Genomic DNA, 25041 nt, shown 5'->3' with positions numbered 1-25041 from the left:
GGAATTAAACCTTTTCTTAATAGGGTTAATTTAAGATTATTCATGACAAAACTTTGAGTTTTAGTAAAACGCCTACTACAAAATCTGAAGTTTCTTTACGAATGCCTAACAGCCGCTCGCGTGAAAAATAATAAAATCTCTTTAAAATCAAACAACTTCCGGAAAAGCGCGTTCAGATCAATTTTTTTGATGAAAATTAACATTATTCCGACGCACTCCTTCTCCCCTTCCCCTGATGAGTGCTCCCGGCAAACTTAAGGGAAAAAAAAGGCAAGTGTCAGTAGACACTTGCCTTATCGTGCGCGTTTATAGACAGCGTTACTTACGTGTCCGGGAACATCACGCTATTCCCCGGCGCTTCCCTGTGCAGGTGGATAAAGTTCAGGTGCCGTTCATACTGGTCCAGTATGTCCGTAATCACCTGCTCCTTGCTGTAGTCCATCAAATCATTCCCCTGGCTGCCTTCCAGCAGGAAGGTTTCCAGCCGGTAGTAGGTCGATTTCCCGCTGCGCGCCCGATAGGTAAACCCGGGTACGGAATACTGCTGCGGCCAGATCTGGTAGACAAAGTTCTGCTCGTCGCCCATGTGCACCAGCAGATCCAGGTGCCCCAGGGTCTCGCCCTCCTCCGGCGGCAGGTTTTTCAGCTCCACGTAGGCTCCGCGCAGCTTCAGCTCCTGCGCCACTTCCTCCATCGCCGGGAAGCAGACCGTCTCCATCATCTGCCTGGTGTAGCGCGTGCCCGGGTAGTTCATCAGGCGCGAGAGACGTTTCTTCCAGCTCAGCCTGTCCTGCGCGCCCATCGGGCGCGGGGCGGTGTGGCGGCTGGCGCTGACGCGGCGGTAGTCTTCTACCTTAAGCGATTTATACAGCCCCGCCATCACGAAGAAGATGACGAAGCTGAACGGCAGGCCCATGATCACCGTCGTGTTCTGCAGCGCCGAAATGCCGTTGGTCATCAGCATGCCGAGCGTCAGCAGGCCGATGGCCACGGACCAGAAGATGCGCAGCCAGTTCGGGGCATCGCTGTTAATATCCTTGAGCTTCGAGGTAAAGTTGCCCAGCACCAGCGCGCCGGAATCCGCCGAGGTGACGTAAAACAGCAGGCCGGTGATGGTCGCCACGGAGGCGCTAAAGGTAAACGCCGGGTACTGCGCCAGCAGGCTGTAGAAACCGCGCTCCGGGTGCGCCATCGCTTCCTGCGCAAAACCCGCATTGCCGTGGATGATCTCGTGCAGCGCGCTGTTGCCAAACACCGACAGCCACAGCAGGGTGAAGGTGAACGGGATAATCAGCGTGCCCATCACGAACTGGCGGATGGTGCGGCCACGCGAAATACGCGCCAGGAACAGGCCGACAAACGGCGACCACGCTACCCACCACGCCCAGAAGAACAGCGTCCAGTTGTTCATCCACTCGACCGGGCGGTCGAAGGCGAAGCTGTTCAGCGTCATGCCCATAAAGCGGTTCACGTAGTCGCCCACGTTGAGCACTAAGGCGTTGAGCAGGAACGAGGTGTCGCCCATAAACAGCACGAACAGGATCAGCCCCAGCGCCAGCGCAACGTTCAGCTCGGAGAGCACGCGGATGCCCTTATCGACGCCCGACGTCACCGAAATGGTGGCGATAATCACCGACAGCGCAATCAGCGCCGCCTTCGCCGCTATCGAATCCGGAATATCAAACAGCACGCTCAGCCCGTAGTTAAGCTGCACCACGCCGATGCCGAGCGTCGTCGCGATGCCGAAGATGGTGCCGATCACCGCCGCGATATCGACGCTGTGGCCAATCGGTCCGTTGATTTTTTTACCGAAGATCGGGTACAGCGCGGAGCGAATGGTGAGGGGCAAATTATAACGATAGCTAAAGTATCCGAGCGCCATCCCCATCAGGGCGTACATCGACCAGCCCGTCAGGCCGTAGTGGAACAGCGTCCAGACCATCGCCTGGCGCGCGGCCTCCATCGTCTGCCCTGCCCCTTCCGGCGGCTGCATATACTGCGTAACCGGTTCGGCCACGGAGAAGAACATCAGGTCGATGCCGATGCCCGCGGCAAACAGCATCGCGGCCCAGCTCAGCAGGCTGAACTCGGGCTTGGACTGCTCCGGCCCCAGCTTCACCGAACCGAAGCGCGAGCATGCAATGCAGACCACGAAGACGATATAAAGCGTCGCGGCCAGCAGGTAGTACCAGCCGAAGGTCTTCGACACCCAGTTCAGGGTGCGCCCAATCCACTCGGCGGAAAAATCGCGAAAGAAGATGGTCGTCAGGGAAAACAACAAAATCAGCCCGGCGGAAGTATAAAAAACGACCGGGTTGATTTTGTCTTTTTCTCTGTCTTGTGAAAGGTCTGTCATCCAGTATCCCCACTGTTTTTGTAACTATTAAAATCCAAATCCGCAACAATTAAGACACATTTTATATTGAACGTCCAATCAAAAACCGCTTTAATGTATTACCAAAGCTGATGAATGGAGTGGCAACAATGCCCAAAGTGGGGATGCAGCCGATCCGGCGCAGGCAGCTAATTAACGCCACGCTGGAAGCAATAAATGAAGTGGGAATGCATGACGCGACGATCGCGCAGATAGCCCGTCGGGCGGGCGTTTCCACCGGGATCATCAGTCACTATTTCAAAGACAAAAATGGCCTGCTGGAAGCGACCATGCGCGACATCACCGGCCAGCTTCGCGACGCGGTATTAAGCCGCCTGCACGCCCTGCCGGACGGCAGCGCGGAGCAGCGACTGCAGGCGATTGTCGGCGGCAACTTTGATGAAACCCAGGTCAGCAGCGCGGCGATGAAGGCCTGGCTGGCCTTCTGGGCGAGCAGCATGCACCAGCCGATGCTCTACCGCCTGCAGCAGGTGAGCAGCCGTCGCCTGCTGTCGAATCTGGTGTACGAATTCCGCCGCGCGCTGCCGCGCGAGCAGGCCCAGGAGGCGGGCTACGGGCTGGCGGCGCTGATCGACGGACTGTGGCTGCGCGCTGCACTGAGCGGCAAGCCGCTGGATAAGACCCTGGCGCAATCGCTGACCAGCCACTTTATCAGCCAGCATTTACCGACCGAATAACCGAGGAGAATTTATGTCCCGAATGGCAGAACAGCAGCTTTATATCAATGGTGGTTATACATCCGCCACCAGCGGTCGCACCTTCGAGACCATCAACCCGGCCAACGGTGAAGTCCTGGCGAGCGTGCAGGCCGCCGGGCGCGAAGACGTCGATCGCGCCGTAGAAAGCGCAGCGCGCGGGCAAAAAATCTGGGCGGCGATGACCGCCATGGAGCGCTCGCGCATCCTGCGTCGCGCCGTGGACATCCTGCGCGAGCGCAACGACGATCTGGCAAAGCTGGAAACCCTCGACACCGGCAAAGCTTATTCCGAAACCTCGACCGTGGATATCGTCACCGGCGCGGACGTGCTGGAGTACTACGCAGGGCTGATCCCGGCGCTGGAAGGCAGCCAGATCCCCCTGCGTGAGACCTCGTTCGTCTACACCCGCCGCGAGCCGCTGGGCGTGGTGGCGGGCATCGGCGCGTGGAACTACCCGATCCAGATTGCCCTGTGGAAATCGGCCCCGGCGCTGGCGGCGGGCAACGCGATGATCTTCAAGCCGAGCGAAGTGACGCCGCTCACCGCCCTCAGGCTTGCCGAAATCTATACCGAAGCGGGTCTGCCGGACGGCGTGTTTAACGTCCTGCCGGGCGTGGGCGCGGAGACCGGTCAGTACCTGACCGAGCATCCGGGCATCGCCAAAGTCTCCTTCACCGGCGGCGTCGCCAGCGGCAAAAAGGTGATGGCGAACTCGGCGGCCTCGTCCCTGAAAGAGGTGACGATGGAGCTGGGCGGCAAATCGCCGCTGATTATTTTTGACGACGCGGATCTCGATCTCGCGGCGGACATCGCCATGATGGCGAACTTCTTCAGCTCCGGTCAGGTGTGCACTAACGGCACCCGCGTGTTCGTGCCTGCGAAGTTTAAGGCCGCGTTTGAGCAGAAAATCGTTGAGCGCGTGGGCCGCATCCGCGCGGGGGATCTGTTCGATGTGAAAACCAACTTCGGGCCGATGGTCAGCTTCCCGCACCGCGACAGCGTGCTGCGCTACATCGCCAAAGGTAAAGAAGAAGGCGCGCGCGTGCTGTGCGGCGGAGACGTGCTGAAGGGCGAAGCGTTCGACAGCGGCGCGTGGGTGGCCCCGACCGTGTTCACCGACTGCACCGACGAGATGACCATCGTGCGCGAGGAGATCTTCGGCCCGGTGATGTCCATCCTCACCTATGAAACCGATGAAGAGGCCATTCGCCGCGCCAACGACACCGACTACGGGCTGGCGGCGGGGATCGTCACCGCCGATCTGAACCGCGCCCACGGCGCCATTCATCAGCTCGAAGCGGGCATCTGCTGGATCAACACCTGGGGTGAATCCGCCGCAGAGATGCCGGTGGGCGGCTACAAACACTCCGGCATTGGCCGCGAGAACGGCGTGATGACGCTGCAGAGCTACACCCAGGTGAAGTCCATCCAGGTTGAGATGGGTAAATTCCAGTCCATATTTTAACCGGGAGGTTTATTTGCAATTTGACTACATCATTATCGGCGCCGGCTCTGCCGGCAACGTGCTGGCAACGCGACTGACCGAAGATCCGAATACCACCGTGCTGCTGCTTGAGGCGGGCGGGCCGGATTACCGCTTTGACTTCCGCACCCAGATGCCCGCCGCGCTGGCGTTCCCGCTGCAGGGCAAGCGCTACAACTGGGCGTACGAAACCGAGCCTGAGCCGTTCATGAACAACCGCCGCATGGAGTGCGGGCGCGGTAAAGGGCTGGGCGGTTCGTCGCTGATCAACGGCATGTGCTACATCCGCGGCAACGCCATGGATCTGGATAACTGGGCGAAAGAAGATGGCCTGGAGCACTGGAGCTACCTCAACTGCCTGCCCTACTACCGCAAGGCCGAGACGCGCGACGTGGGGCCGAACGACTACCACGGCGGCGACGGTCCGGTGAGCGTCACCACCTCTAAGCCGGGCGTGAACCCGCTGTTTGAGGCGATGGTGGAAGCGGGCGTGCAGGCGGGCTACCCGCGCACGGAGGATCTCAACGGCTATCAGCAGGAAGGCTTCGGCCCGATGGACCGCACGGTCACGCCGCAGGGCCGACGCGCCAGCACCGCGCGCGGTTATCTGGACCAGGCAAAGCAACGCCCGAACCTGACCATCCGCACCCACGCCATGACCGACCACATTATCTTTGACGGCAAGCGCGCGGTGGGCGTCGAGTGGCTGGAAGGGGAAAGCACCATTCCGTCGAAAGCGACGGCGAATAAAGAGGTGCTGCTGTGCGCCGGGGCCATTGCCTCCCCGCAGATCCTCCAGCGCTCCGGCGTGGGCAATGCCGAGCTGCTGAAGCAGTTCGATATCCCGCTGGTGCACGACCTGCCCGGCGTGGGCGAAAACCTGCAGGATCACCTGGAGATGTACCTCCAGTACGAGTGCAAGGAGCCGGTCTCCCTCTACCCTGCCCTGCAGTGGTGGAACCAGCCGAAGATTGGCGCCGAGTGGCTGTTTGGCGGCACCGGCGTGGGCGCGAGCAACCACTTCGAGGCGGGCGGGTTTATCCGCAGCCGCGAGGAGTTCGAATGGCCGAACATTCAGTACCACTTCCTGCCGGTCGCGATTAACTACAATGGCTCGAACGCGGTGAAAGAGCACGGCTTCCAGTGCCACGTTGGCTCTATGCGCTCGCCGAGCCGCGGACACGTGCGCATCAAGTCCCGCGATCCGCACCAGCATCCGGCGATCCTGTTCAACTATATGTCCCACGAGCAGGACTGGCAGGAGTTCCGCGACGCGATCCGCATCACCCGCGAGATCATGCACCAGCCCGCGCTGGACAAGTACCGCGGCCGTGAAATCAGTCCGGGTATTGACTGCCAGACCGACGAGCAGCTGGACGAGTTCGTGCGTAACCACGCCGAAACCGCGTTCCATCCGTGCGGCACCTGCAAGATGGGCTATGACGAGATGGCGGTGGTTGACGGCGAAGGCCGCGTTCACGGACTGGAAGGGCTGCGCGTGGTGGATGCGTCGATCATGCCGCAGATCATCACCGGCAACCTGAACGCCACCACCATTATGATCGGCGAGAAAATTGCCGATGCGATTCGCGGGCGGGAACCGCTGGCGAAGAGCACGGCGGCGTATTACGTGGCGAACGGCGCGCCGGTTCGCCGCTGAGGGTTGCCCCTCACCCTAACCCTCTCCCCATTGGGGAGAGGGAATAAACGTCTCCTGAATTTATTTTTATTTCCCTGCATCCAGTTTCCCCCCAGCCCTCGTATATGGGTATGTGAGCAACTCCTTTGCTCCCCAATCCGAGGAATGATGATGAAAAAGCTAACCCGTGTTGCCTTCGTAACCAGCGCTTTACTCTTCTGTGCAGGCGCATCAGCAGCCATGACGTCAGACACCGTGATGGTGGGCGGAGCGGCTATGTTCCCGAGCAAAAATATTGTTGAAAACGCCGTGAACTCGAAAGATCACACCACCCTGGTAGCGGCAGTCAAAGCCGCCGGACTGGTGGATACCCTTCAGAGCAAAGGACCGTTCACCGTGTTTGCGCCGACCAATGCGGCGTTTGCAAAATTGCCCGCCGGCACCGTCGATAACCTGGTCAAACCCGAAAACAAAGCCCTGCTCACCAGCATCCTGACCTACCACGTGGTCGCCGGTAATTACGATATGAAAGCGCTGGAGCAGAAGATTAAACAGGGTGGCGGCCGCGCGGAGCTGAAGACCGTTAACGGTCAGCCGCTGTGGATCATGAGCAACGGCCTGCACAATATTCAGCTTAAGGATGCCAAAGGCAACGTGGCAAACATCAGCACCTACGACGTTCATCAAAAAAATGGCGTGATCGATGTGATCGATACCGTTCTGATGCCTAAGTAGTTGTCTATACTTCGGAAGTGTGACGCTGCCTTCCGGGGAAAACATGGATAACGCGCTGGCTGAACAGCAGCAAAAATTAATGCAGGCGGTCGCTAACGGCGATCGCCGTGCATTTGAACAACTCTACCGACTCACCTCGCCGCATCTGTTTGCCGTCGCGCTGCGCATGCTGCGTGACCGGGCATGGGCGGAAGAGATCCTTCACGACTGTTTTCTCACCGTCTGGAGTAAAGCTGAAACCTATAATGCCGCCCTGAGTTCTCCAATGACCTGGCTTACGCACATTGTTCGCAACCGCTGTATAGACTGGCTGCGCAGCGGGCAAACCCGGGCCGCCGAGCGCGAGACGGCGTATAACGAAGCGCTTCTCCCGGGCGAGAACGATGAGCAGAACAGCTGGCACGACGATGCACAGGCAGAACGGCTCAGGCACTGTCTCGAACATTTGAGCAGCGAGCAGCGCCAGAGCATTACGCTCGCCTACTATCAGGGGATGTCTCACAGCGATATTGCCGACTGGCTCCAGCAGCCCGTAGGCTCAGTGAAAAGCTGGATACGTCGCGCAATGGATCATCTTCGGGAGTGTGTGGGGCTATGAATGACGCAGAAAAACGCGACGACATGCTGGCAGCAGAATATGCCCTCGGCACCCTGCGGGGAGGCGCGCGGCTGCAGTTCCAGAAAAGGATTGCCGCGGAACCCGCGCTGGCTGCGCGCGTAGCGTACTGGCAGCAGATGTTCAGCACGCTCGATAGCCACCTCGTCCCCATCACGCCTCCTGAGTCGGTGTGGAAAAAAATTGCCCTCGAACTGCCGTCCAACCGGCCGGTGCGCAACTGGCGACCTTACCTCGGCTGGATGGTGGCCGCCGGCCTTGCCGCCTTTAGCGTCGTGACGTGGTACTCCACCCGCACGCCAGCGCTCGCACCGCTGATGGTGCTCAACGATGCCCAACAGCGCGGGCAGTGGGTAGTGAGTGCGGACAGCCGCCGTCAGCAGCTGAGTATTGCACCTCTCGGCCCCGCCGCCGTCCCGGCGCAGCACAGCCTGCAGCTTTGGCTGATCCCGACCGGACAGGCCCCTGTCTCGCTGGGGCTGCTGCATAGCGATATCCCAACGACGGTGGCCCTCAGGAACACAACGCTTCCTCCTGACGCCACGATAGCGATAAGCCTTGAACCAGAGGGCGGATCCCCCACTGGCCTGCCAACAGGCCCGGTGCTCTACAGTGGAAAAATATAATCCTCAGGCCCTGTTCGCAGGGCCTGCAGCATCACTCTATTTCTATTTTATACTCTTCTCGGTTACATATAAGAATTAAATATTAGGTCTGCAATTAATTTAATTATTAAAAAACGACATTGACAGACTCTTCCGCACTCCATTAAGTTTTAAACGAACAACATTTTATTCCCGATACACAATATATCAAAAAGCCGCGTTAATGAATTTGTCATTATTCATCAACGCTTATCTGCATTTTATTTTTTTGCATCACTCAATAGCGAGATAAGATCATGAATAATAGTCGAAACAACGTTATTGTCATCACCGGTGCCAGCAGCGGTATTGGTCAGGCCATTGCCCTCCATTTAGCGAATAACGCATTTTCGCTGGTGCTGGTGGCGCGCCGTCTCGACAGAATTAATGCCCTGGTGGATCAAATAATTCAGCAAGGGGGAAAGGCCATTGCCGTGAAGGCGGATGTGACCCGTCAGGAAGAGGTTCAGCGCGCCATTGATGCCGCCGTTGCCGCCTACCAGCGCGTGGATGTGCTGATCAACAACGCGGGCTTTATGGCTATCGCCCCCCTTTGCGAGCTGAAAACCGACGAATGGGACAAGATGATTGATACCAATCTGAAAGGCGTGCTGTACGGCATCGCGGCGGCATTACCGGTGTTTCAGCGTCAGGGCAGCGGGCATTTTATTAACGTGGCCTCCGTTGCGGGCATCAAGGTACTGGCCCCTGGCGGCGTGGTGTATAGCGCCACAAAATTCGCCGTTCGCGCGCTGAGCGAAGGCCTGCGTCAGGAGGCGGGAAAAACCATCCGCACGACGCTTATTTCGCCCGGTGCCGTCGAAAGCGAACTTCAATTCGGCAGCTCTGACGTAGAGAGTAAAAAATTTCTCCATGAATTTTATAAGCAGGCTATTCCGGCTGATGCGATTGCCCGCGCGGTTTTATTTGCCATTGAACAGCCTGGCGACGTTGATATTAATGAAATTGTTGTTCGTCCGACGCAGGAAGAATTTTAGCCTGCGTTAAATAATACTGAATGAGGTGTCATTATGATTAAATCATTAACGTCCTTATCAGATCTCAATATGCGAACGGGCGCCGATATTCTCCTTGAAGTGCTGGAGAGTGAAGGCGTGGAATATATTTTTGGCAACCCCGGCACAACCGAACTGCCGCTCATTGATGCCCTGCTTCGCCATGAAAATATTCACTATATTCTTGCACTTCAGGAGAGCAGCGTGGTCGCCATTGCCGACGGCTATGCGAAAGCCTCCGGTAAAACGGGTTTTATCAACCTGCACACCGCCAGCGGCCTGGGGCACGGCATGGGGAATCTCATTAACTCGCGGATCATGAAAACCCCGCTGGTGGTAACCGTCGGGCAGCAGGATACGCGGCACTACGTTCGCGACCCGCTTCTGTACGATGACATTGTCTCCATTGGTTCCCCGGTCATGAAATGGGCGCAGGAGGTCACCAGCGCCGACCAGCTTCCGGTGCTGGTGCGCCGCGCGTTTCACGCTGCCAGCTATCCTCCGGCCGGCCCGGTTCTGCTTTCTCTTCCAATGAACGTCATGGAGGAACTGAGCGACGCCGGAATACAGACGGCGTCCAGAGTGAACTACCACACCGTCGCTGGCTCGCTGGACGAACTGGCTGAGGCGCTCAGCGAGATCGCGCCAGGCAGGATCATGATTGTGGCGGGAGATGAAGTCCACTCCAGCGGCTCGACGCAGGAGATTGTCCAGCTGGCGGAAGCGCTCAGCGCCCACGTCTACGGCTCCTCCTGGCCGCTGAATTTACCCTTCCCCACCCAGCACGCACTCTGGCGGGGCAATATGCCCACCACCGCCAGCGAAATTGCCAGCATCATTAATGCCTACGATGCCGTGTTTATCATCGGCGGCAGAAGCCTGATCACCATTTTATACAGCGAAGGCGAGGCCATTCCGGCGACCTGCGCGGTGTATCAGCTCTCGGCAGATATGCACGAGCTTGGCCGCACGTACGCCACTCGGCTTTCAGTGATGGGGGATATCAAACTGTCCCTGCACGAACTGTTGCCGAAGCTTGAGCAGCGCCTGATCGCCAGCAGTCTGTCCCACCAGCGGCTGCTGGTTGCGGCCCGCGACGAGCGCGAGAAGGAGTGGCTGCAGCAGGAAGAACGTCTGGCCGCCGAGCGGCTACGCCCAACCCTTTCGCCGATGGTCGCGGCCTGGGAAGTTATCCGTTCCATTCCCGCGGGTACTACCATCGTTGATGAGGCGATAGCGACCGCCAGACACGTCCGCCGGTTCATCTCTGACCAGCAGCATCAGCGCTACTACTTTATGCGCGGCGGCGGACTGGGCTGGGGGATGCCCGCCTCAGTGGGGCACTCGCTGGGGCGCGGACGGGAGCCGGTGGTATGCCTGATAGGTGACGGCGCCTCGCTGTACTCGCCGCAGGCGCTCTGGACGGCGGCACACGAGAACCTGCCGGTCACCTTTATCGTCATGAATAACAGGGAGTACAACATCCTGAAAAACTTTATGAAGAGCCAGGCTGACTACAGTTCAACGCGGCTGGGGCGTTTTATCGGGATGGACCTGGTGAACCCGCATATCGATTTTCAGTCCCTTGCCACCGCCATGGGCGTCCCCTCCTGCCGGGTGACCGAGGCGGCAGATATCGCCGAAGCGGTAACGCGCGGGCTGCAGTCAGGAAAAACCAATTTGATTGAAATCGCAATTTCCGCGGATTAGCCGCGCATTTACGCTGTACCCTACATAAAAAACTTATAACCGAAACGCCTCAAGCCGCTTTATCTGCCGCCCTTAGCGGTCGAAATTCTCCGCCGCCAAAAATAAAAAGCCGTTCGTTATAGCGGGCGAAAAGCCGCGCATTTTCATAGCCAGAGCGCATGCGATATTCCCGGATGGCATAAGCAAAGCTGAATTTCGACTTTGCGGAATGTCACAGTCGCCCTAACGTAGCGGAGCATAAAACCATCACAATATATTCTTCTCAGGGATCGCTATGACGAAAAAACTGTTGCCGTTACTGGTGCTGGCCGCGCTCTCAGGCGCAGCCCACGCCGCTACTCCACCCAACACGCTGGTGGTTGCCCAGGGGCTTGATGACATCGTAAGCCTCGACCCGGCAGAAGCTAACGAGCTTTCCAGCATCCAGACCGTGCCGAGCCTGTATCAGCGCCTGGTACAGCCGGACCGCGATAATCCGGAAAAAATCACCCCGATTCTGGCGGAAAGCTGGAAAGCGGACGCGGCAGCAAAAACCCTGACCATCAAGCTTAAGCCCGATGCCAAATTCGCCTCCGGCAACCCGCTGCGCCCGGAAGACGTGATTTTTTCTTATACCCGCGCCGTAACGCTGAACAAATCCCCGGCTTTTATCCTTAACGTGCTGGGCTGGGACGCGAGCAACATCGCCAGCCAGCTGAAAAAGGTGGACGACCATACCCTTCAGCTGCACTGGACGGCGGACGTTAGCCCGTCGGTGGCGCTGAATATCCTTTCCACGCCGATTGCCTCCATCGTCGATGAAAAGCAGGTCGCGGCAAACGTGAAGGATAACGACTTCGGCAACGCCTGGCTGAAAATGCACTCGGCAGGCAGCGGCGCGTTCAAAATGCGCGTCTATCAGCCGCATCAGGCCATCGTGCTGGAAGCCAACGAGTCAGCCCCCGGCGGCGCGCCGAAGCTTAAAAGCATCATCATTAAAAACGTCCCCGATCCGGCATCGCGCCGCCTGCTGATCCAGCAGGGTGATGCGGACGTGGCGCGCGATCTGGGTGCAGATCAGATTAGCGCCCTGGACGGCAAGCCGGGCGTGAAGGTGCTGAGCATTCCGTCCGCCGAGCAAAATTACCTGGTGTTTAACACCGGCAACAGCGCCAACCCGCTGCTGAGCAACCCGGCGTTCTGGGAGGCCTCGCGCTGGCTGGTCGATTATGACGGCATCACTAAAAACCTGCTGAAAGGCCAGTACTTTGTTCATCAGAGCTTCCTGCCGGTGGGGCTGCCGGGCGCGCTGGAGGACAATCCATTCAAGTTTGACCCGGAAAAAGCGAAAGCCATTCTCGCCAAAGCGGGCATTAAGGACGCGCACTTTACGCTGGACGTGGAGAACAAGCCGCCGTTTATCACCATCGCCCAGTCGATGCAGGCGAGCTTTGCTCAGGGCGGCGTGAAGGTGGATCTGCTGCCTGCCGCCGGGAGCCAGGTTTATGCCCGCGTTCGCGCAAAGCAGCATCAGGCGGCAATTCGGCTGTGGATCCCGGACTACTTCGATGCGCACTCTAACGCCAGCGCCTTCGCGTGGAACGACGGTAAATCCAGCACCGTGGCCGGTCTGAACGGCTGGAAAATTCCGGAGCTGAACAAGTCCACGCTGGCGGCGGTCGCCGAGCCGGATCCGGCGAAGCGTCTGGACCTGTACAAGAAGATGCAGGAACAGCTGCAGCAGAGCTCGCCGTACGTGTTCGTCGATCAGGGCAAAACCCAGATCGTGGTGCGCGATAACGTGAAGGGGTATCAGCAGGGGCTGAACGCGGATATGGTCTGGTACGACCGCGTCACGAAGTAGCCCTTGTTGCCGGGTGGCGCTACGCTTACCCGGCCTGTGTTCTCGGTTTTGTAGGCCGGGTAAGGCGAAGCCGCCACCCGGCATGAAGAGATATCCCATGCCACATCTTTCCACCCGCGTGTTGCAGGGACTGCTGACCCTCCTGCTCACGCTCTTCGGGCTGCTGCTCGTCACGTTTGCGCTCTCGGCGTTTTCGCCGGTCGATCGCGTGCTGCAGATCGTCGGGGATCACGCCAGCCAGTCCACCTACGATCAGGTTCGCCACCAGCTTGGGCTGGACCGGCCCCTGCCCGTGCAGTTCTGGCACTACCTGCAAAATCTTGCCCACGGCGATTTAGGCACCGCCAGCGCCACCGGGCAGCCGGTGCTGCATGACCTGCTGCACGCCTTCCCCGCCACGCTGGAGCTGGCGACGCTGGCCTTAATCATCGGCGCCGTGCTCGGCGTGATGGCAGGCGTGCTGTGCGCCCGCTACGCCGGTTCGCCGCTCGATTTAGCGATCAGAACGCTCACCCTGCTCGGCAACTCGGTGCCGATTTTCTGGCTCGGCCTGCTGATGCTGGCCCTGTTCTACGCGAAGCTACAGTGGAGCGCGGGCCCCGGCAGGCTGGACGATGTCTGGCAGTTTACCGTCGAGCCGCGCACCGGCTTTGCGCTGGTGGATACCTGGCTTTCCGGCGATCGCGAGGCGTTCCGCAACGCCGTCAGCCACCTGGTGCTGCCGGTGCTGCTGCTGGCCTATTACTCGCTGGCAAGCATCACCCGGCTGACGCGCTCCGCCTGCCTGAGCGAAATGAACAAAGAGTACATCCTGCTTGCCCGCGCCAAGGGGGCCGGGGAGATGACAATCCTGCTGCGCCACGTGCTGCCGAACATTCGCGGCACCCTGCTGACGGTGATCGCCCTCGCCTACACCAGCATGCTGGAGGGCGCGGTGCTGACCGAAACCGTCTTCTCCTGGCCGGGGATCGGGCGCTACCTCACCACCGCCCTGTTCGCCGGCGACACCACCGCCGTCATGGGCGGCACGCTGCTGATTGGCGTCTGCTTTGTGCTGATCAATAACCTTACCGACCTGCTCGTGCGGGCGACCGACCCCAGGGTGCGCTGATGCCGTTTTATCTTTTCTTACGCCGCCTGCGCCGCTCCCCCGCCGCGCTGTGCGGGCTGGTTGCCATCGCGCTGCTGGGGGGTATCGCCCTGTTCGCGCCGTGGCTCGCGCCGCTTGACCCGAACTGGCAGGACGCCGCCGCGCGCCTGCAGGCCCCGAACGGCCAGCACTGGCTGGGCACCGACAGCTACGGGCGCGACCTGCTCTCGCGCCTGATTTACGGCACCCGTCCGGCGCTCGGGCTGGTGGCCTTAGTCACCGTAATTACCCTGCCCGCCGGGCTGCTGGTGGGGATTTTGTCCGGCTACTACGGCGGCTGGCTGGAGCGCATCCTGATGCGCTTTACCGACGTGGTGATGTCGATGCCGCGCCTGATCCTCGCCTTCGCGTTTGTGGCGATGCTCGGCCCCGGGCTGGTCAACGGCGCGCTGGCGCTGGCCTTAACCACCTGGCCCGCCTACGCGCGGCAGGCGCGGAGCGAGATTCAGCGTCTGCGCCACAGCGATTACCTGGCGGCCGCCGAGATGATGGGCATTCGCGGCCCGCGCCTGCTGGTCGGCCATATTCTGCCCCTGTGCCTGCCCTCCGCGATTGTGCGGCTGGCGCTGGATCTGGCGGGGATTATTCTGGCCGCCGCCGGTCTCGGCTTCCTCGGCCTTGGCGCCCGTCCCCCCATGGCCGAATGGGGAGCGATGATCGCCGACGGCATGCAGGTGATTTTCGACCAGTGGTGGATTGCCGCTATTCCGGGCGGAGCCATTCTGTTTGCCAGCCTGGCCTTTAACCTGCTGGGCGATGGCCTGCGCGACGTACTGGAGCCACATCATGACTGAACCCCGCGTTATCGTCGATGCGCTGAATATCGACTACCCCGCCGCGCGCGTGGTCAACAACCTGAGCTTTACGCTTGGCAACGAGCGGCTGGCGCTGGTCGGGGAATCCGGCTCGGGCAAGTCGATGTCCGCCCGCGCCCTGATAGGGCTGGTGCGTAAACCCGGCGTCGTGAGCGCAAAACGACTCCACGTGCTCGGCAACGACCTGCTGACCCTGAACGCCCGCCGCTGGCAGGCGCTGCGCGGCAACGGGATCGCGATGGTCCTGCAGGACCCGCGCTACGCGCTTAATCCGGCGAAAAACGTCGCCGCCCAGCTAGATGAGGCGCTTACCCTGCATCAGCGCCTGCCCCGCGCGGAACGTCTGGCGCGCGTTCATGACGTCATCCGCGCCGTCGGGCTGAGCGAACATGTCCTCCAGCGCTACCCCGGCGAACTCTCCGGGGGCATGGGCCAGCGGGTGATGATCGCGATGGCGCTCGTCAACAACCCGCAGGTGCTGATTGCCGACGAACCGACCTCCGCGCTGGACGCCCGCCTGCGCAACCAGATCCTCGAACTGCTGGTGCAGCAGTGTGAAGAACGTCAGATGGCGATGCTGTTAATCAGCCACGATCTGCCGCTGGTGGCGGCACACTGCGACCGCGTGCTGGTGATGTATCAGGGAGAGAAAGTTGACGAGATGGCGGCGAGCCAGCTCCCGCAGGCGACGCATCCGTACACGCGCACCCTGTGGACCTGTCGTCCAGACGCCAGTACCTATGGACAGATGCTGCCAACGCTCGACCGTTCGCAGCCGTGGAAGGAGGCCAACGATGGCGCTCGTTGAGGTTAACCGGGTTCAGGTCACCTTCGGGGAAAAAACGGCGGTCTCAGCCGCCAGCTTTGCCATTGAGAAAGGCGAAACCTTCAGCCTGATGGGTGAATCCGGCTGCGGCAAATCGACCCTGCTGCGCGTGCTGGCGGGGCTGCAGCGCGAGTGGAACGGCACGATTTCGATACTGGGGGAAGCGTTACGCCCCGGACGGCGTTTTGAAGGCGCGCTGCGCCGCAACGTGCAGATGGTGTTTCAGGACCCGTGGGCGTCGCTACATCCGAACCACACCGTTGCGCGCACGCTGTCGGAGCCGTTAAGCATCCACGGCGAAACGCAGGTTGCCGAAAAGGTAGCGGATGCGCTGCAGCAGGTGGGGCTTTCCGCCGACGCGGGCAGGCGCTACCCGCACCAGCTTTCCGGCGGCCAGCGCCAGCGCGTGGCGATTGCCCGGGCGCTGCTGCTGCGCCCGCAGCTTCTGCTGCTGGATGAACCCACCTCGGCGCTGGATATGTCCGTGCAGGCGGAGATCCTGAACCTGCTCAACCGCCTGAAGGCCGAGCACGAGATGACCTATCTGCTGGTGAGCCACGATGCGGACGTGATTGCCCATATGTCCGACCGGGCGGCGTTTATGGCGCACGGGGAGATTCAGAAGGTGTTCGATCGTGAGGCGATGGTGCGGGGCGAGCACAGGATGGGGTAAACCGTGCGGATTTCGTAGGCCGGGTAAGGCGAAGCCGCCACCCGGCAAAAAATCACTTCAGCAGCTTCACCGTGGCATCAATGTCGATCTCATCTTCGGTAAAGATCAGCGTTGTATTCTGGAAGGTGGTGATCGCCAGCTTCTTCACCGTGCGCATTTCGCCCGGCTTTTTGTCAGATTTTGGCTTGATGCTGTTCATCAGCAGCCCCACCGACAGCACGGCGTTCTCTTTGTCGATTTTGGTATCGACCGGTTCTTCTTCGGTAAACACCACGAAGGATTTAATCGAGGTGAGCTTCACGCGCTCGCCCGCAATATAGAGGTGCTTGCTTTCGGGGATCACCTTCACCGCATAGGCGGAAAGGCCTTTATTGTTGGTGGTCGGCTCAAAGGTCACCGCGGCATCTTTTTTAATCAGATCGGGGTTCGCGACCTTAATCACGTGAAAATAGCGGTTGTCGCCGTTTTCATCTTTGATAAATCCAAAGCCTTTATCTTTAAACCACGTTGTGATTGTACCGTTCATCGCTGTTACCGCCTGTCAGATCGTAATGACTAAAGTTTTGCAGCGCGCAGTGTAATGCACAATGGCGGAGGAGACAAAAAAAAGCCCCTGCACGGGGGCAGGGGAAAACTCATGTCAGAACTTATTAGAATTTAGTTGAACACCATCCCACCATCAATTAAGAGCGACTGGCCGGTCATGTAGTCGGAATCCGGTCCGGCGAGGTATGAAACGCAGGCGGCGACATCTTCCGGCTCGGACAGGCGGCCAAGCGTAATGCGTTTGGCGAAGGTTTCGGTCCCGTAGCCGAGCGGTTTACCCGCCGCCTCGGAAACCTGACGGTCGATCTCCGCCCACATTGGCGTTTTAACGATGCCCGGGCAGTAGGCGTTAACGGTGATCCCCAGCGGGGCAAGGTCTCGCGCTGCGGTCTGGGTTAAGCCGCGCACCGCGAACTTGCTGGAGCTGTACACCGCCAGTTCCGGGTTGCCGGTGTGGCCCGCCTGGGAGCAGGCGTTGATGATCTTGCCGCCGTGCCCCTCTTTGCGAAACGCGTCGATCGCGGCCTGAATGCCCCAGATCACCCCTTTCACGTTGATGTTGTAGACCTTGTCGACAATCTCCGGCGTGATGGATTCGATCGGCGTGGACGGCGCGACCCCGGCGTTGTTGACGATCACGTTAAAGCCGCCCAGCGCGGTGCGGGCCTTCTCAACCGCCGCAAACACCTGCTCGCGGTCAGAGACATCGACCTTCACGGCGACGGCCTTGCCGCCGTTGCGGATGATTTCATCGGCGACGGCTCTGGCCGTCTCCGCGTTATAGTCGGCGATAGCGACGGCAAAGCCATCTTTCACCAGACGAAGCGCGATCGCTTTACCAATCCCCTGGCCTGAGCCGGTTACGAGAGCAACTTTTTGCATTTCTCTGTCCTTATGTTAAGTCACAAAATCTGGCTGAGATGGAGCTGGCCCATCAGCAGCGGGTTATCGCTGTAGTCGACGGGGATCGCCACCACGGCAGGCCCGTCCACATCCATCGCCGCGCGCAGCGTCGGTTCCAGCGCCTCGGCGCTCTCCACGGCAAAGCCTTTCGCGCCGAAGGCGTCGGCATAGACTTTAAAATCAACCGGGCCGAACTCCACGCCGGATAGGCGCTGGTATTTTTTCTCTTCCTGAATCGCCACCATGTTGTAGCCGTTATCCACCCAGATGATGTGCAGCACGTTGGCGTTGAGGCGCACCGCGGTTTCCAGCTCCATGCTCGACTGCAGGAAGCCGCCGTCACCGGAGACCGACACCACCTTGCGGCCCGGATTGACCAGCCAGGCACCAATCGCCCACGGCAGCGCGACGCCCATGGTCTGCTGGCCGTTGGAGATCATCACCTGACGCGCCCGGAAGCTGTAGAGGTAGCGGGCGATCCAGATGTGGAAGCTGCCCATATCCACGGTCAGGGTGACGTCGTTATTGACGATGTCCTGCATGGCGCGCACGATGCGCAGCGGGTGTAGGGCAAACTGGTTGAGCGAGGCGCCGCGGCGATCGAGCAGATCCCGCTGATGCTGGCGATCGACCAGGATTTCAGAGGCCCGCGGGCTCAGCGCCAGCTTATGCTCGATGCGGTTTGCAAGCAGGTTCAGCGTTTCGGCGATGTCCCCCACCAGCTCGAGATCCGGCACGTAGTTGCGCTCTTCATAGGCAGGCAGCACGTCAATGTGCACCAGCGTCGCGTCGCCGCTGTTCCACATGGACGGCTCGTATTCCACCGGGCTGTAGCCGATGCAGATAATCAGATCCGCCAGATGCAGCAGCCGGTCGCCCGCCTGGTTATTGAACAGACCGACGCGTCCGGCGAAGCGGGTGAAGTGCTCCTGGTTCACCGCCCCGGCGGCCTGATAGGTGCTGGTCACCGGAATGCGGCTTTTCTCCAGCAGCTTGCGCAGCGCGGCGCTGTTCGCGGGCTGGCTGGCCATCAGGCCGAGTAAAATGACCGGGTTTTCGGCCTTTTCGATAAGCTTCGCCACGTCGTTAATCGCTGACTCGGGTGCCGGGCCCATCCGCGCCGCGCCGCTGGCGGGCAAAATCGCCCCCGTCGCAGGCTGGTCGACGATATCCTGCGGCAGGCTGACAAATGCCCCCCCGGGCCTGCCGTGCTCGGCGGCGCGAAACGCGTTCGATACCACCTCGGCAATCGCGTCCGGCGAGCTGACCTCCACGGCGTATTTAGTCACCGGGCTGAACATGGCGACGGTGTCCATGCTCTGGTGAACCAGCTTCGCTTTATCCGCGCGTTTGACCGCCCCGCCCAGCGCCACCACCGGGTCGCCCTCGCTGTTGGCGGTGGCGATGCCGGTGATCAGGTTGGAACAGCCTGGACCGGAGGTCACCAGCGCCACCCCGGCTTTGCCGGTCAATCGCCCTACCGCAGCCGCCATAAACGCCGCGTTCGCTTCGTGACGCACCGGAATAATGTCGATGGAGGAGTCCAGCAGGGAGTCAAAAACCTTGTCGATTTTCGCACCCGGGATGCCGAACACCTGCTTCACGCCCTGCGCTTCCAGCTGGCCGACAACCATATCGGCGCCGTGCGCCCACTGACGCGACTGTTTCTCACTGTTCACGGTAGTTCTCCTGTTAGTTTTCGACGGAACGGATCGCGGCATCCAGATTGCTGGGGTGAAGGTTGGCCTGTAAGAACGCGCTGTCGGCGGGCAGGTCAATCATCAGCTTGTGAATTTCACCGAAGGTGAGCACGCCGCTCTCCAGCTGGTAGTCGAGCAGGTGTCCCCCGCCCTGACGGTCGTCGGTGATGAAATGCTCGTGATAGCCGGCCACGTTAATGCCCTGCATATGCTGCGGCGTACGGAACCCGACCAGCACCCCTTCGCGCTGGTTGAAGCGGAACACCGGCTGGTCGTCCAGCACGTCGGTCATCGCGCGGTACGGCGGCTTCTGGCGCGGTACGGTGCGGGTATGGGCGTGGCGGAAAGTGCCGTCGATACGCAGCGCGCAGAACAGGTTATCGGAGGGGATCTGCTGGTCGATCGCGTCGTGGATCTGCTGACGGCTGACCGGCGCGTCGAAGGTTTTACGGTACTGCGGCTGGAACCAGGTCATCACTGCGAACGGCGTTTTCTGCTCCGGCTTCGCGGCCCGGGCGCTGCCGTCGGCGCGCAGCTGGTACACCTGGCTGCTGAAGGCAATCATTTCGCCGTCCAGCTCGTTGAAGGTGCCCAGACCAAAATCACCGTGTGCCAGCAGATCGGCGATGGTGGTTTCCCCCTCGTACACGCCGCTTAGCAGGGCGCTCATTAGCGATGTCTGATAGATCACGCTGTCAGGATGCTGGGCGGAGAACCCGCGCAGGGTCTCGCACAGGCTGGCCTCACAGTCGCAGGCAGATGAATGCATCATCGTGCTCGTCCTCTTCAACTTTATTTAGAAAGGTTAAATAAATGTTGACCCGATTCAGCAGAGAGTTCCAATATAGAAACCATGCTGGTTTGAGACGTTTTAGATATGGAACTTCGTTATCTGCGGTATTTTGTTGCGGTTGCACGGGAGCGACACTTCACCAGGGCGGCCGAAGCGCTGGGTATTTCACAGCCTCCTCTGAGTCAGCAGATCAAACGGCTCGAAGAGGAAGTGGGTACCCCGCTGTTCAGACGCCTGACGCGGGGCGTGGAGCTGACCGAAGCGGGAGAAGCCTTCTATGAAGATGCCTGCAAAATTCTGGCGCTGAGCGATGCCGCGCTGGAAAAGGCCCGCGGCATCGCGCGCGGGCTGAACGGCAACCTGTCGATAGGCATCACCAGCTCCGACGCTTTCCATCCCAAAATTTTCGCGCTGATTCGCCAGTTTCAGGTGCAGAACATGGCGGTGCAGGTTCACCAGGTCGAAGCCAATATGTCGTCGCTGACGACGATGCTGGCGGAGGGCGAGCTGGATATCGCCTTCGTGCGCCTGCCGTGCGAGAGCAGCAAGGCATTCGAGTTAAAAATCCTCGACCGGGAGCCGATGGTGGTGGCGCTGCATCGCGATCATCCGCTGGCGGCGTGCGATGCGCTGGCGTTAGAGCAGCTGCGTGATACGCCCGTGGTGCTGTTCCCGCAGGAGGTCGCGCCGGGCCTGTACGAACGGGTTCACGGCTGCTGCGAACGGGCCGGGATTGACGTGCAGCACGCGCTGCAGTCGTCGCAGCTTTCCTCCTCCCTGAGCATGGTTTCCGCCGGCGGCGGCTTCGCGCTGGTGCCAAAATCCATGGCGGCCATTTCTCCGCCGAACGTCACCTATCACACGCTGAGTTCACCGGAGCTTTACACCGATATCGCGCTTTGCTGGCGGCGGTTTGAGCGCTCGCGGACGGTGAAGCGATTTTTGACGATGATGAGTGAGGAGTAGCGGTGCGGCTGTGCCCGGCGGCGCTGCGCTTGCGCGGGCCTACGGTTCGTGTCGCGGGCAGGTTGGTTGGCGGTTTTGTAGGCCGGGTAAGGCGTAGCCGCCACCCGGCAATGCCGTTCTGGAAGCCGCCTCGCAAACCTGCAAGCAACCTTATGTAATTCAGGGTTATCTCTTTTCATCCCTTCTTCGCGGTTTTAAAGTGCCTGCGTTGCGGCACATCCGTAACCGGGCGTAGGAACCCGTTAGCATAACATGACACTTTTTTGCACAACGAGGATGCTAAATGGCGACTAACCCTGTTTTTTCATACGCGCTTTCTGAGGAAAGTGCTGTTCATCATCTCATTAATACATCCATTTGCGATTCTGCGAATCTCTTTGAACTGGCCGATGCTTGTGCCGCCTGCGTGAGCGTGCTGGTAGAAACGGACGATACCGTGACGTTTTCCACGCTTTGCAAGCGATTGCTGGCGGCGCTGAAGCGACTGCGGGAATGCTGTGACTCGGAGCTTCCGCCGTATCTGGTTGAACAGTTGATCGCAGGTGAAAAAATCACCTCCTGCGTGCCCGACTGCTGGCAGGAGACGACGCTACAAGTTGACTATGCCGTGGCGTTAACGCTGGCCGTAATGGGAGGAACATTGCCTGCGAGCGTGGCGAAAGAGCTAACCGGGCTGCTGCATGATATGGTCTGGCTGCTGGCGGAGTTTGTGAAGGAACCTTATATTTCGGCACATTGAGGCGGGTGATGGGAGGCCGGGATTCTGCTGGGTAAAAAGCAGGATTCCGGCCTTGCGTTCAGTGCAATGTTTGCCCCTAATGAGCGAATAACGTACAAGATACTAACGTTAATGTCGGTAAGGGTCGATTCCACGCAACAACAGATTGATATGTCTTAGACATCCAAAACAGGTTACACGTTGGATGCTAAATGAACAGCGCCCCTTATAATTCGGTTACAGCGCTCCCTTCAATGAAGGTTCTTCTGGCAATATTCCCAACTATATTCGTTGAAATACCATCGAATGTCCCTCCAATAACGCCACCAACAAGTGGTATCATTTTACCTAAGTTGATCGCCCCTTTTTCACCAAATTTAGTGAGAAGTCTAAAGCCAACCCGCTTATTGATAGCGACAATCGTCTCTCTAGATATACTTTTAATTAACTGCGTAGACATTTTTGAACCAATAATTATTCCTGTTCCTTTAAGAATATCTTTTGCAGCATTGCCAGCGAGGCATGAGTAAACGAGCGCTTTAACACGATCATCTTTAACATCATAACCTCCCATAATAGCGATTGCTGTTATCATACGAATCTGGACATAAATCACAGTTGCAATACTTGCTGGAATTGCAACGGGCATAGTTATAATCCCTCCAAGTCCGGATACGAACCCAGTAGTGGCAGATTTCGTATTTTGCCATCTGATAAGTGAGTTAACCTTGGCCTCTAAGTTATCTGTTCCTTTCAGGTAGTTTTCAGCCATATCATAAGATGAATCTGTTCCAGGAATCGTACCATCCAAAGCTTTATCGTAGGCCCAATTAAGGGCTTGCATGATCTTGCCTTCGTTAAGCATTTCAGCCATTTATAAGTCCTGTTAAATCAAAGTGAAAAGTTACATAATTATCGACCTTCACATAATTTTCTTTAATCTAAATTAACTTTAGGTCATCTTTTTTAGTACTGTTCCATAGTCGTCATGTCCGCCGATGGCACAAAGAAGAACCATCTTTCTCACACATCCATATACTAAAATAAGCAAGCTATCACCCACTACAATCCTTCTCAGCCCCATTCCTGAAAACGCTACGCAAATCAAAAAAATATCCAAAATCCAGCCCCCAAGCCCCTTTAATCTCTCACCACCACCTCTTAAAGTCTTTGAACTCAATTAACGGGTGCCATTCTCATGAGCAGGTGGAAACCGAGAATTCATCATAGTTTCCACATTGTCAACCCACCAACCATCATCTATAATGTTTCCATCCTGGAAACAAGGGGCAAGGATGCATGTAGTCTCAAGAGCGCCTTTCGACATGGCGACCAGACATTTTCCCAATCAAGCACTAGCCCTGGAGGATCTTTACCGGGTGCTCAAGAAAGAACATTACTCGTCACCAGACGACATGCGAAAGCGCTTTCCCAGCCTGGATCGGATGAAATACCGGGAAAAATGGTGGGTCATTGATGTCGGGGGCGGGCATTTAAGAGTGATGTTTTTTGCTGATTTTGAGCGGGGAAAGATCTTCATCAAACACATCAGCACGCACGCAGAGTATGACAAGCTCACGGACCTCTACCGGAGAACAAAAGAATGAATTATGCAGCAGCCATCAAAGCGGCACACGCGCTGACAAACGAGCTCCCTTTCCTGGGTTCAAGCCCGTCGCGACAAGATTACGAGGATGCACTGGCGCTGGTGGAGTACCTGCTCGAACACGACCCCGATAGCCCGCTTGTAGAGATGCTCACTGCCAAAATCGATAAATACGAAAATGAGTCTGCGGAGTTTGCAGAATTTAACGCGCGCGTTGCCAGCATTCCGTCTGGCGTTGCGTTATTGCGAACGCTGATGGATCAGTACCAACTCACTCAGAGCGACTTCGAAAATGAGATTGGCAAGAAGTCTCTGGTGAGTCGGGTCCTCAACGGACAGCGCACGTTAACGCTGGAACATATGCGGGCGCTGGCGAGGCGTTTTGATTTGCCAGTGAGCGCGTTTGTGGGGAAATGATGCGAGATTTCTATCCGTACCGCCTCCTCTCATTTTAAAACTGCTATTCAACTCACACCAGCCCCTCGCTCCCCGCCGCCAGCAGCGGTACCTCCACGTCGCTGATGGGCACCGCAATGCCGTGTTTGCGGCCGTGGCGCTGGATAACGCCGTTGCGGATATCCCACTCCATCGGGCGATCCGCCTGAAGGTCGGCCAGGAACGACAGCATTAAAGATCTGCACTGGCAGCTAACCAGGCGGCCATATTAAGCATCGGAAGTAGGATTTTCTGCTTAACCTCTTTAACCGTTTCAGGCATGTCGTCAGGAATTTGCGGGTATTCTGACGAACCGTTATGAGCTTTTACCAACTAATAAATCGTTAAATAGATATAAACCTAATAACAGCCCAAATATTTATTAGACTTTCAATCAATATTCACTTAATTAATCCTTAAGTAAAACCACGGCATTAATCATTAATAAATAATCCAGTTTCAAACCGTAAGATCCCACATTTTCTTAATTTATATCAACGAAAATGCAGTTCATTTCATATCCAAATCGTACAAATATTGACGACCCACTTTATAAGCGCTAGCGTCACCATGGTTACTTAACCAACTTAACCAAAAGATTTTTTCAGGATTTTCTTAAATGGAGTTTTAAACAAATGGCTATTCCCGCTTATTTATGGCTCAAAGACGACGGTGGTACCGACATCAAAGGGTCTGTCGATATACATGGCCGTGAAGGAAGTATTGAGTTAATCGCACTGAACCACGGCGTAATGCAACCCATGGACAAGAATAACGGCAAAGCAACAAGTCTTCGCGTCCATTCCCCTTATTCTTTCGATAAAGAGATCGACGCCTCCAGCCCCTATTTGTACAAGGCAGTCAGTACAGGCCAGAAGCTAAAATCCGCGGAGGTGAAGTTTTACCGTATCAACGATGCCGGTCAGGAAGTAGAATATTTTTCCACCTTTATGGAAGGAGTGACGATCGCCAGCGTCTGTCCAATGATGCTTGATATCAAAGATCCTGACTATGAGAAACATAACCATCTTGAGCTGGTAGAACTGCTGTATGAAAAAATTACCTGGCGCTATGTCGACGGTAACATCATGCATTCTGATAGCTGGAATGATCGCAAAACGGCATAAGGAG

General features: G+C 58.0%; 24 protein-coding genes and 1 pseudogene. 18 read left to right on the top strand and 7 right to left on the bottom strand.

The annotated features are described in order from the left end of the window. Nucleotides 1-322: 322 nt before the first annotated feature. Nucleotides 323-2356: a choline BCCT transporter BetT gene (gene betT / locus ACJBF3_RS16605; RefSeq protein WP_406545232.1), complete on the bottom strand. Its 2034-nt coding sequence runs from the start codon at nt 2354-2356 to the stop codon at nt 323-325. Between the two features lie 128 nt (nt 2357-2484). On the opposite strand from betT, the gene betI reads away from it, so the two are divergent. The 13 genes from betI (at nt 2485) to ACJBF3_RS16540 (ending at nt 16243) form a co-directional block, all read left to right on the top strand. Beyond that, the gene (betI, locus tag ACJBF3_RS16600; RefSeq protein ID WP_045325630.1) at nt 2485-3072 is read left to right on the top strand and encodes a transcriptional regulator BetI; all 588 of its coding nucleotides are present in this window, start codon (nt 2485-2487) and stop codon (nt 3070-3072) included. Between the two features lie 13 nt (nt 3073-3085). Continuing rightward, nucleotides 3086-4558, top strand: coding sequence for a betaine-aldehyde dehydrogenase (betB, locus tag ACJBF3_RS16595; RefSeq protein WP_045325628.1), 1473 nt, complete (start codon nt 3086-3088; stop codon nt 4556-4558). Between the two features lie 13 nt (nt 4559-4571). Continuing rightward, nucleotides 4572-6236: a choline dehydrogenase gene (gene betA, locus ACJBF3_RS16590; RefSeq protein WP_045325626.1), complete on the top strand. Its 1665-nt coding sequence runs from the start codon at nt 4572-4574 to the stop codon at nt 6234-6236. A 150-nt stretch (nt 6237-6386) separates the two neighbouring features. After that, a complete protein-coding gene (locus ACJBF3_RS16585) occupies nt 6387-6950 on the top strand; it encodes a fasciclin domain-containing protein (protein WP_045325624.1) in 564 nt (187 codons plus the stop codon). 43 nt (nt 6951-6993) lie between these two features. After that, a complete protein-coding gene (locus tag ACJBF3_RS16580; protein WP_045325622.1) occupies nt 6994-7548 on the top strand; it encodes an RNA polymerase sigma factor in 555 nt (184 codons plus the stop codon). Next, a complete protein-coding gene (locus ACJBF3_RS16575) occupies nt 7545-8192 on the top strand; it encodes an anti-sigma factor domain-containing protein (RefSeq protein WP_045325619.1) in 648 nt (215 codons plus the stop codon). The genes ACJBF3_RS16580 and ACJBF3_RS16575 overlap by 4 nt, the downstream gene beginning before the upstream one ends. 275 nt (nt 8193-8467) lie before the next feature. Then, the gene (locus ACJBF3_RS16570; protein WP_045325617.1) at nt 8468-9208 is read left to right on the top strand and encodes an SDR family oxidoreductase; all 741 of its coding nucleotides are present in this window, start codon (nt 8468-8470) and stop codon (nt 9206-9208) included. A gap of 33 nt (nt 9209-9241) precedes the next feature. Continuing rightward, nucleotides 9242-10936, top strand: coding sequence for a thiamine pyrophosphate-binding protein (locus ACJBF3_RS16565; protein ID WP_045325614.1), 1695 nt, complete (start codon nt 9242-9244; stop codon nt 10934-10936). A gap of 274 nt (nt 10937-11210) precedes the next feature. Further along, nucleotides 11211-12779: an ABC transporter substrate-binding protein gene (locus tag ACJBF3_RS16560; protein WP_045325612.1), complete on the top strand. Its 1569-nt coding sequence runs from the start codon at nt 11211-11213 to the stop codon at nt 12777-12779. Nucleotides 12780-12876: 97 nt separating this feature from the next. Beyond that, entirely contained in the window at nt 12877-13890 is a 1014-nt protein-coding gene (locus ACJBF3_RS16555) for an ABC transporter permease (RefSeq protein WP_045325611.1), read from the top strand. Beyond that, on the top strand, nt 13890-14723 hold the full coding sequence (locus ACJBF3_RS16550; protein ID WP_045325609.1) for an ABC transporter permease: 834 nt from the start codon (nt 13890-13892) through the stop codon (nt 14721-14723). The genes ACJBF3_RS16555 and ACJBF3_RS16550 overlap by 1 nt, the downstream gene beginning before the upstream one ends. Next, nucleotides 14716-15552: an ABC transporter ATP-binding protein gene (locus ACJBF3_RS16545; RefSeq protein ID WP_045325608.1), complete on the top strand. Its 837-nt coding sequence runs from the start codon at nt 14716-14718 to the stop codon at nt 15550-15552. The genes ACJBF3_RS16550 and ACJBF3_RS16545 overlap by 8 nt, the downstream gene beginning before the upstream one ends. After that, nucleotides 15539-16243 (top strand): ABC transporter ATP-binding protein, encoded by a 705-nt coding sequence (locus ACJBF3_RS16540; RefSeq protein WP_045325606.1) that lies wholly within the window; start codon nt 15539-15541, stop codon nt 16241-16243. The genes ACJBF3_RS16545 and ACJBF3_RS16540 overlap by 14 nt, the downstream gene beginning before the upstream one ends. Nucleotides 16244-16295: 52 nt before the next feature. Here the strand turns inward: ACJBF3_RS16540 and ACJBF3_RS16535 are convergent, their stop codons facing one another. From ACJBF3_RS16535 to budA, 4 genes are all read right to left on the bottom strand, one after another. After that, nucleotides 16296-16769 carry a cold-shock protein gene (locus ACJBF3_RS16535; RefSeq protein WP_045325604.1) on the bottom strand — a complete coding sequence of 158 codons (474 nt, stop codon included), beginning with the start codon at nt 16767-16769 and terminating at the stop codon, nt 16296-16298. A 131-nt stretch (nt 16770-16900) separates the two neighbouring features. Continuing rightward, nucleotides 16901-17671, bottom strand: coding sequence for a (S)-acetoin forming diacetyl reductase (locus tag ACJBF3_RS16530; protein ID WP_045325603.1), 771 nt, complete (start codon nt 17669-17671; stop codon nt 16901-16903). Between the two features lie 20 nt (nt 17672-17691). Further along, a complete protein-coding gene (gene alsS, locus ACJBF3_RS16525) occupies nt 17692-19413 on the bottom strand; it encodes an acetolactate synthase AlsS (RefSeq protein WP_201746445.1) in 1722 nt (573 codons plus the stop codon). Beyond that, a complete protein-coding gene (budA, locus tag ACJBF3_RS16520; protein ID WP_045325599.1) occupies nt 19385-20164 on the bottom strand; it encodes an acetolactate decarboxylase in 780 nt (259 codons plus the stop codon). Before budA ends, alsS begins: the two co-directional genes overlap by 29 nt. Nucleotides 20165-20269: 105 nt before the next feature. Here budA and ACJBF3_RS16515 point away from each other — a divergent pair, with 105 nt between their 5' ends. Both ACJBF3_RS16515 and ACJBF3_RS16510 read left to right on the top strand, forming a co-directional pair. After that, on the top strand, nt 20270-21151 hold the full coding sequence (locus ACJBF3_RS16515; protein WP_045325597.1) for a LysR family transcriptional regulator: 882 nt from the start codon (nt 20270-20272) through the stop codon (nt 21149-21151). A 283-nt stretch (nt 21152-21434) separates the two neighbouring features. Next, the gene (locus ACJBF3_RS16510) at nt 21435-21890 is read left to right on the top strand and encodes a hypothetical protein (protein ID WP_045325596.1); all 456 of its coding nucleotides are present in this window, start codon (nt 21435-21437) and stop codon (nt 21888-21890) included. Nucleotides 21891-22095: 205 nt separating this feature from the next. Here ACJBF3_RS16510 and ACJBF3_RS16505 read toward each other — a convergent pair whose 3' ends face one another. Next, on the bottom strand, nt 22096-22743 hold the full coding sequence (locus ACJBF3_RS16505) for an EcsC family protein (protein ID WP_045325595.1): 648 nt from the start codon (nt 22741-22743) through the stop codon (nt 22096-22098). A 421-nt stretch (nt 22744-23164) separates the two neighbouring features. On the opposite strand from ACJBF3_RS16505, the gene ACJBF3_RS16500 reads away from it, so the two are divergent. Next, complete coding sequence (locus tag ACJBF3_RS16500; protein ID WP_045325593.1) at nt 23165-23476, top strand: type II toxin-antitoxin system HigB family toxin; 312 nt, start codon at nt 23165-23167, stop codon at nt 23474-23476. After that, entirely contained in the window at nt 23473-23892 is a 420-nt protein-coding gene (locus ACJBF3_RS16495; protein ID WP_045325591.1) for a type II toxin-antitoxin system HigA family antitoxin, read from the top strand. Before ACJBF3_RS16500 ends, ACJBF3_RS16495 begins: the two co-directional genes overlap by 4 nt. Before the next feature lie 52 nt (nt 23893-23944). Here ACJBF3_RS16495 and ACJBF3_RS16490 read toward each other — a convergent pair. Then, a pseudogene (locus ACJBF3_RS16490) lies at nt 23945-24097 on the bottom strand (ketopantoate reductase C-terminal domain-containing protein); the annotation flags it as partial. A gap of 448 nt (nt 24098-24545) precedes the next feature. Here ACJBF3_RS16490 and ACJBF3_RS16485 point away from each other — a divergent pair. Then, nucleotides 24546-25037 carry an Hcp family type VI secretion system effector gene (locus tag ACJBF3_RS16485; RefSeq protein ID WP_406545231.1) on the top strand — a complete coding sequence of 164 codons (492 nt, stop codon included), beginning with the start codon at nt 24546-24548 and terminating at the stop codon, nt 25035-25037. Nucleotides 25038-25041 lie beyond the last annotated feature (4 nt).

Origin of the sequence: Enterobacter sp. PP-008-ECC_S150 (genome assembly GCF_045257065.1) — a bacterium.
GTDB classification, from domain to species: domain Bacteria; phylum Pseudomonadota; class Gammaproteobacteria; order Enterobacterales; family Enterobacteriaceae; genus Enterobacter; species Enterobacter chengduensis.
The sequence above is the reverse complement of the archived record's forward strand: the minus strand, read 5'-3'. Positions and strand labels throughout refer to the sequence as shown.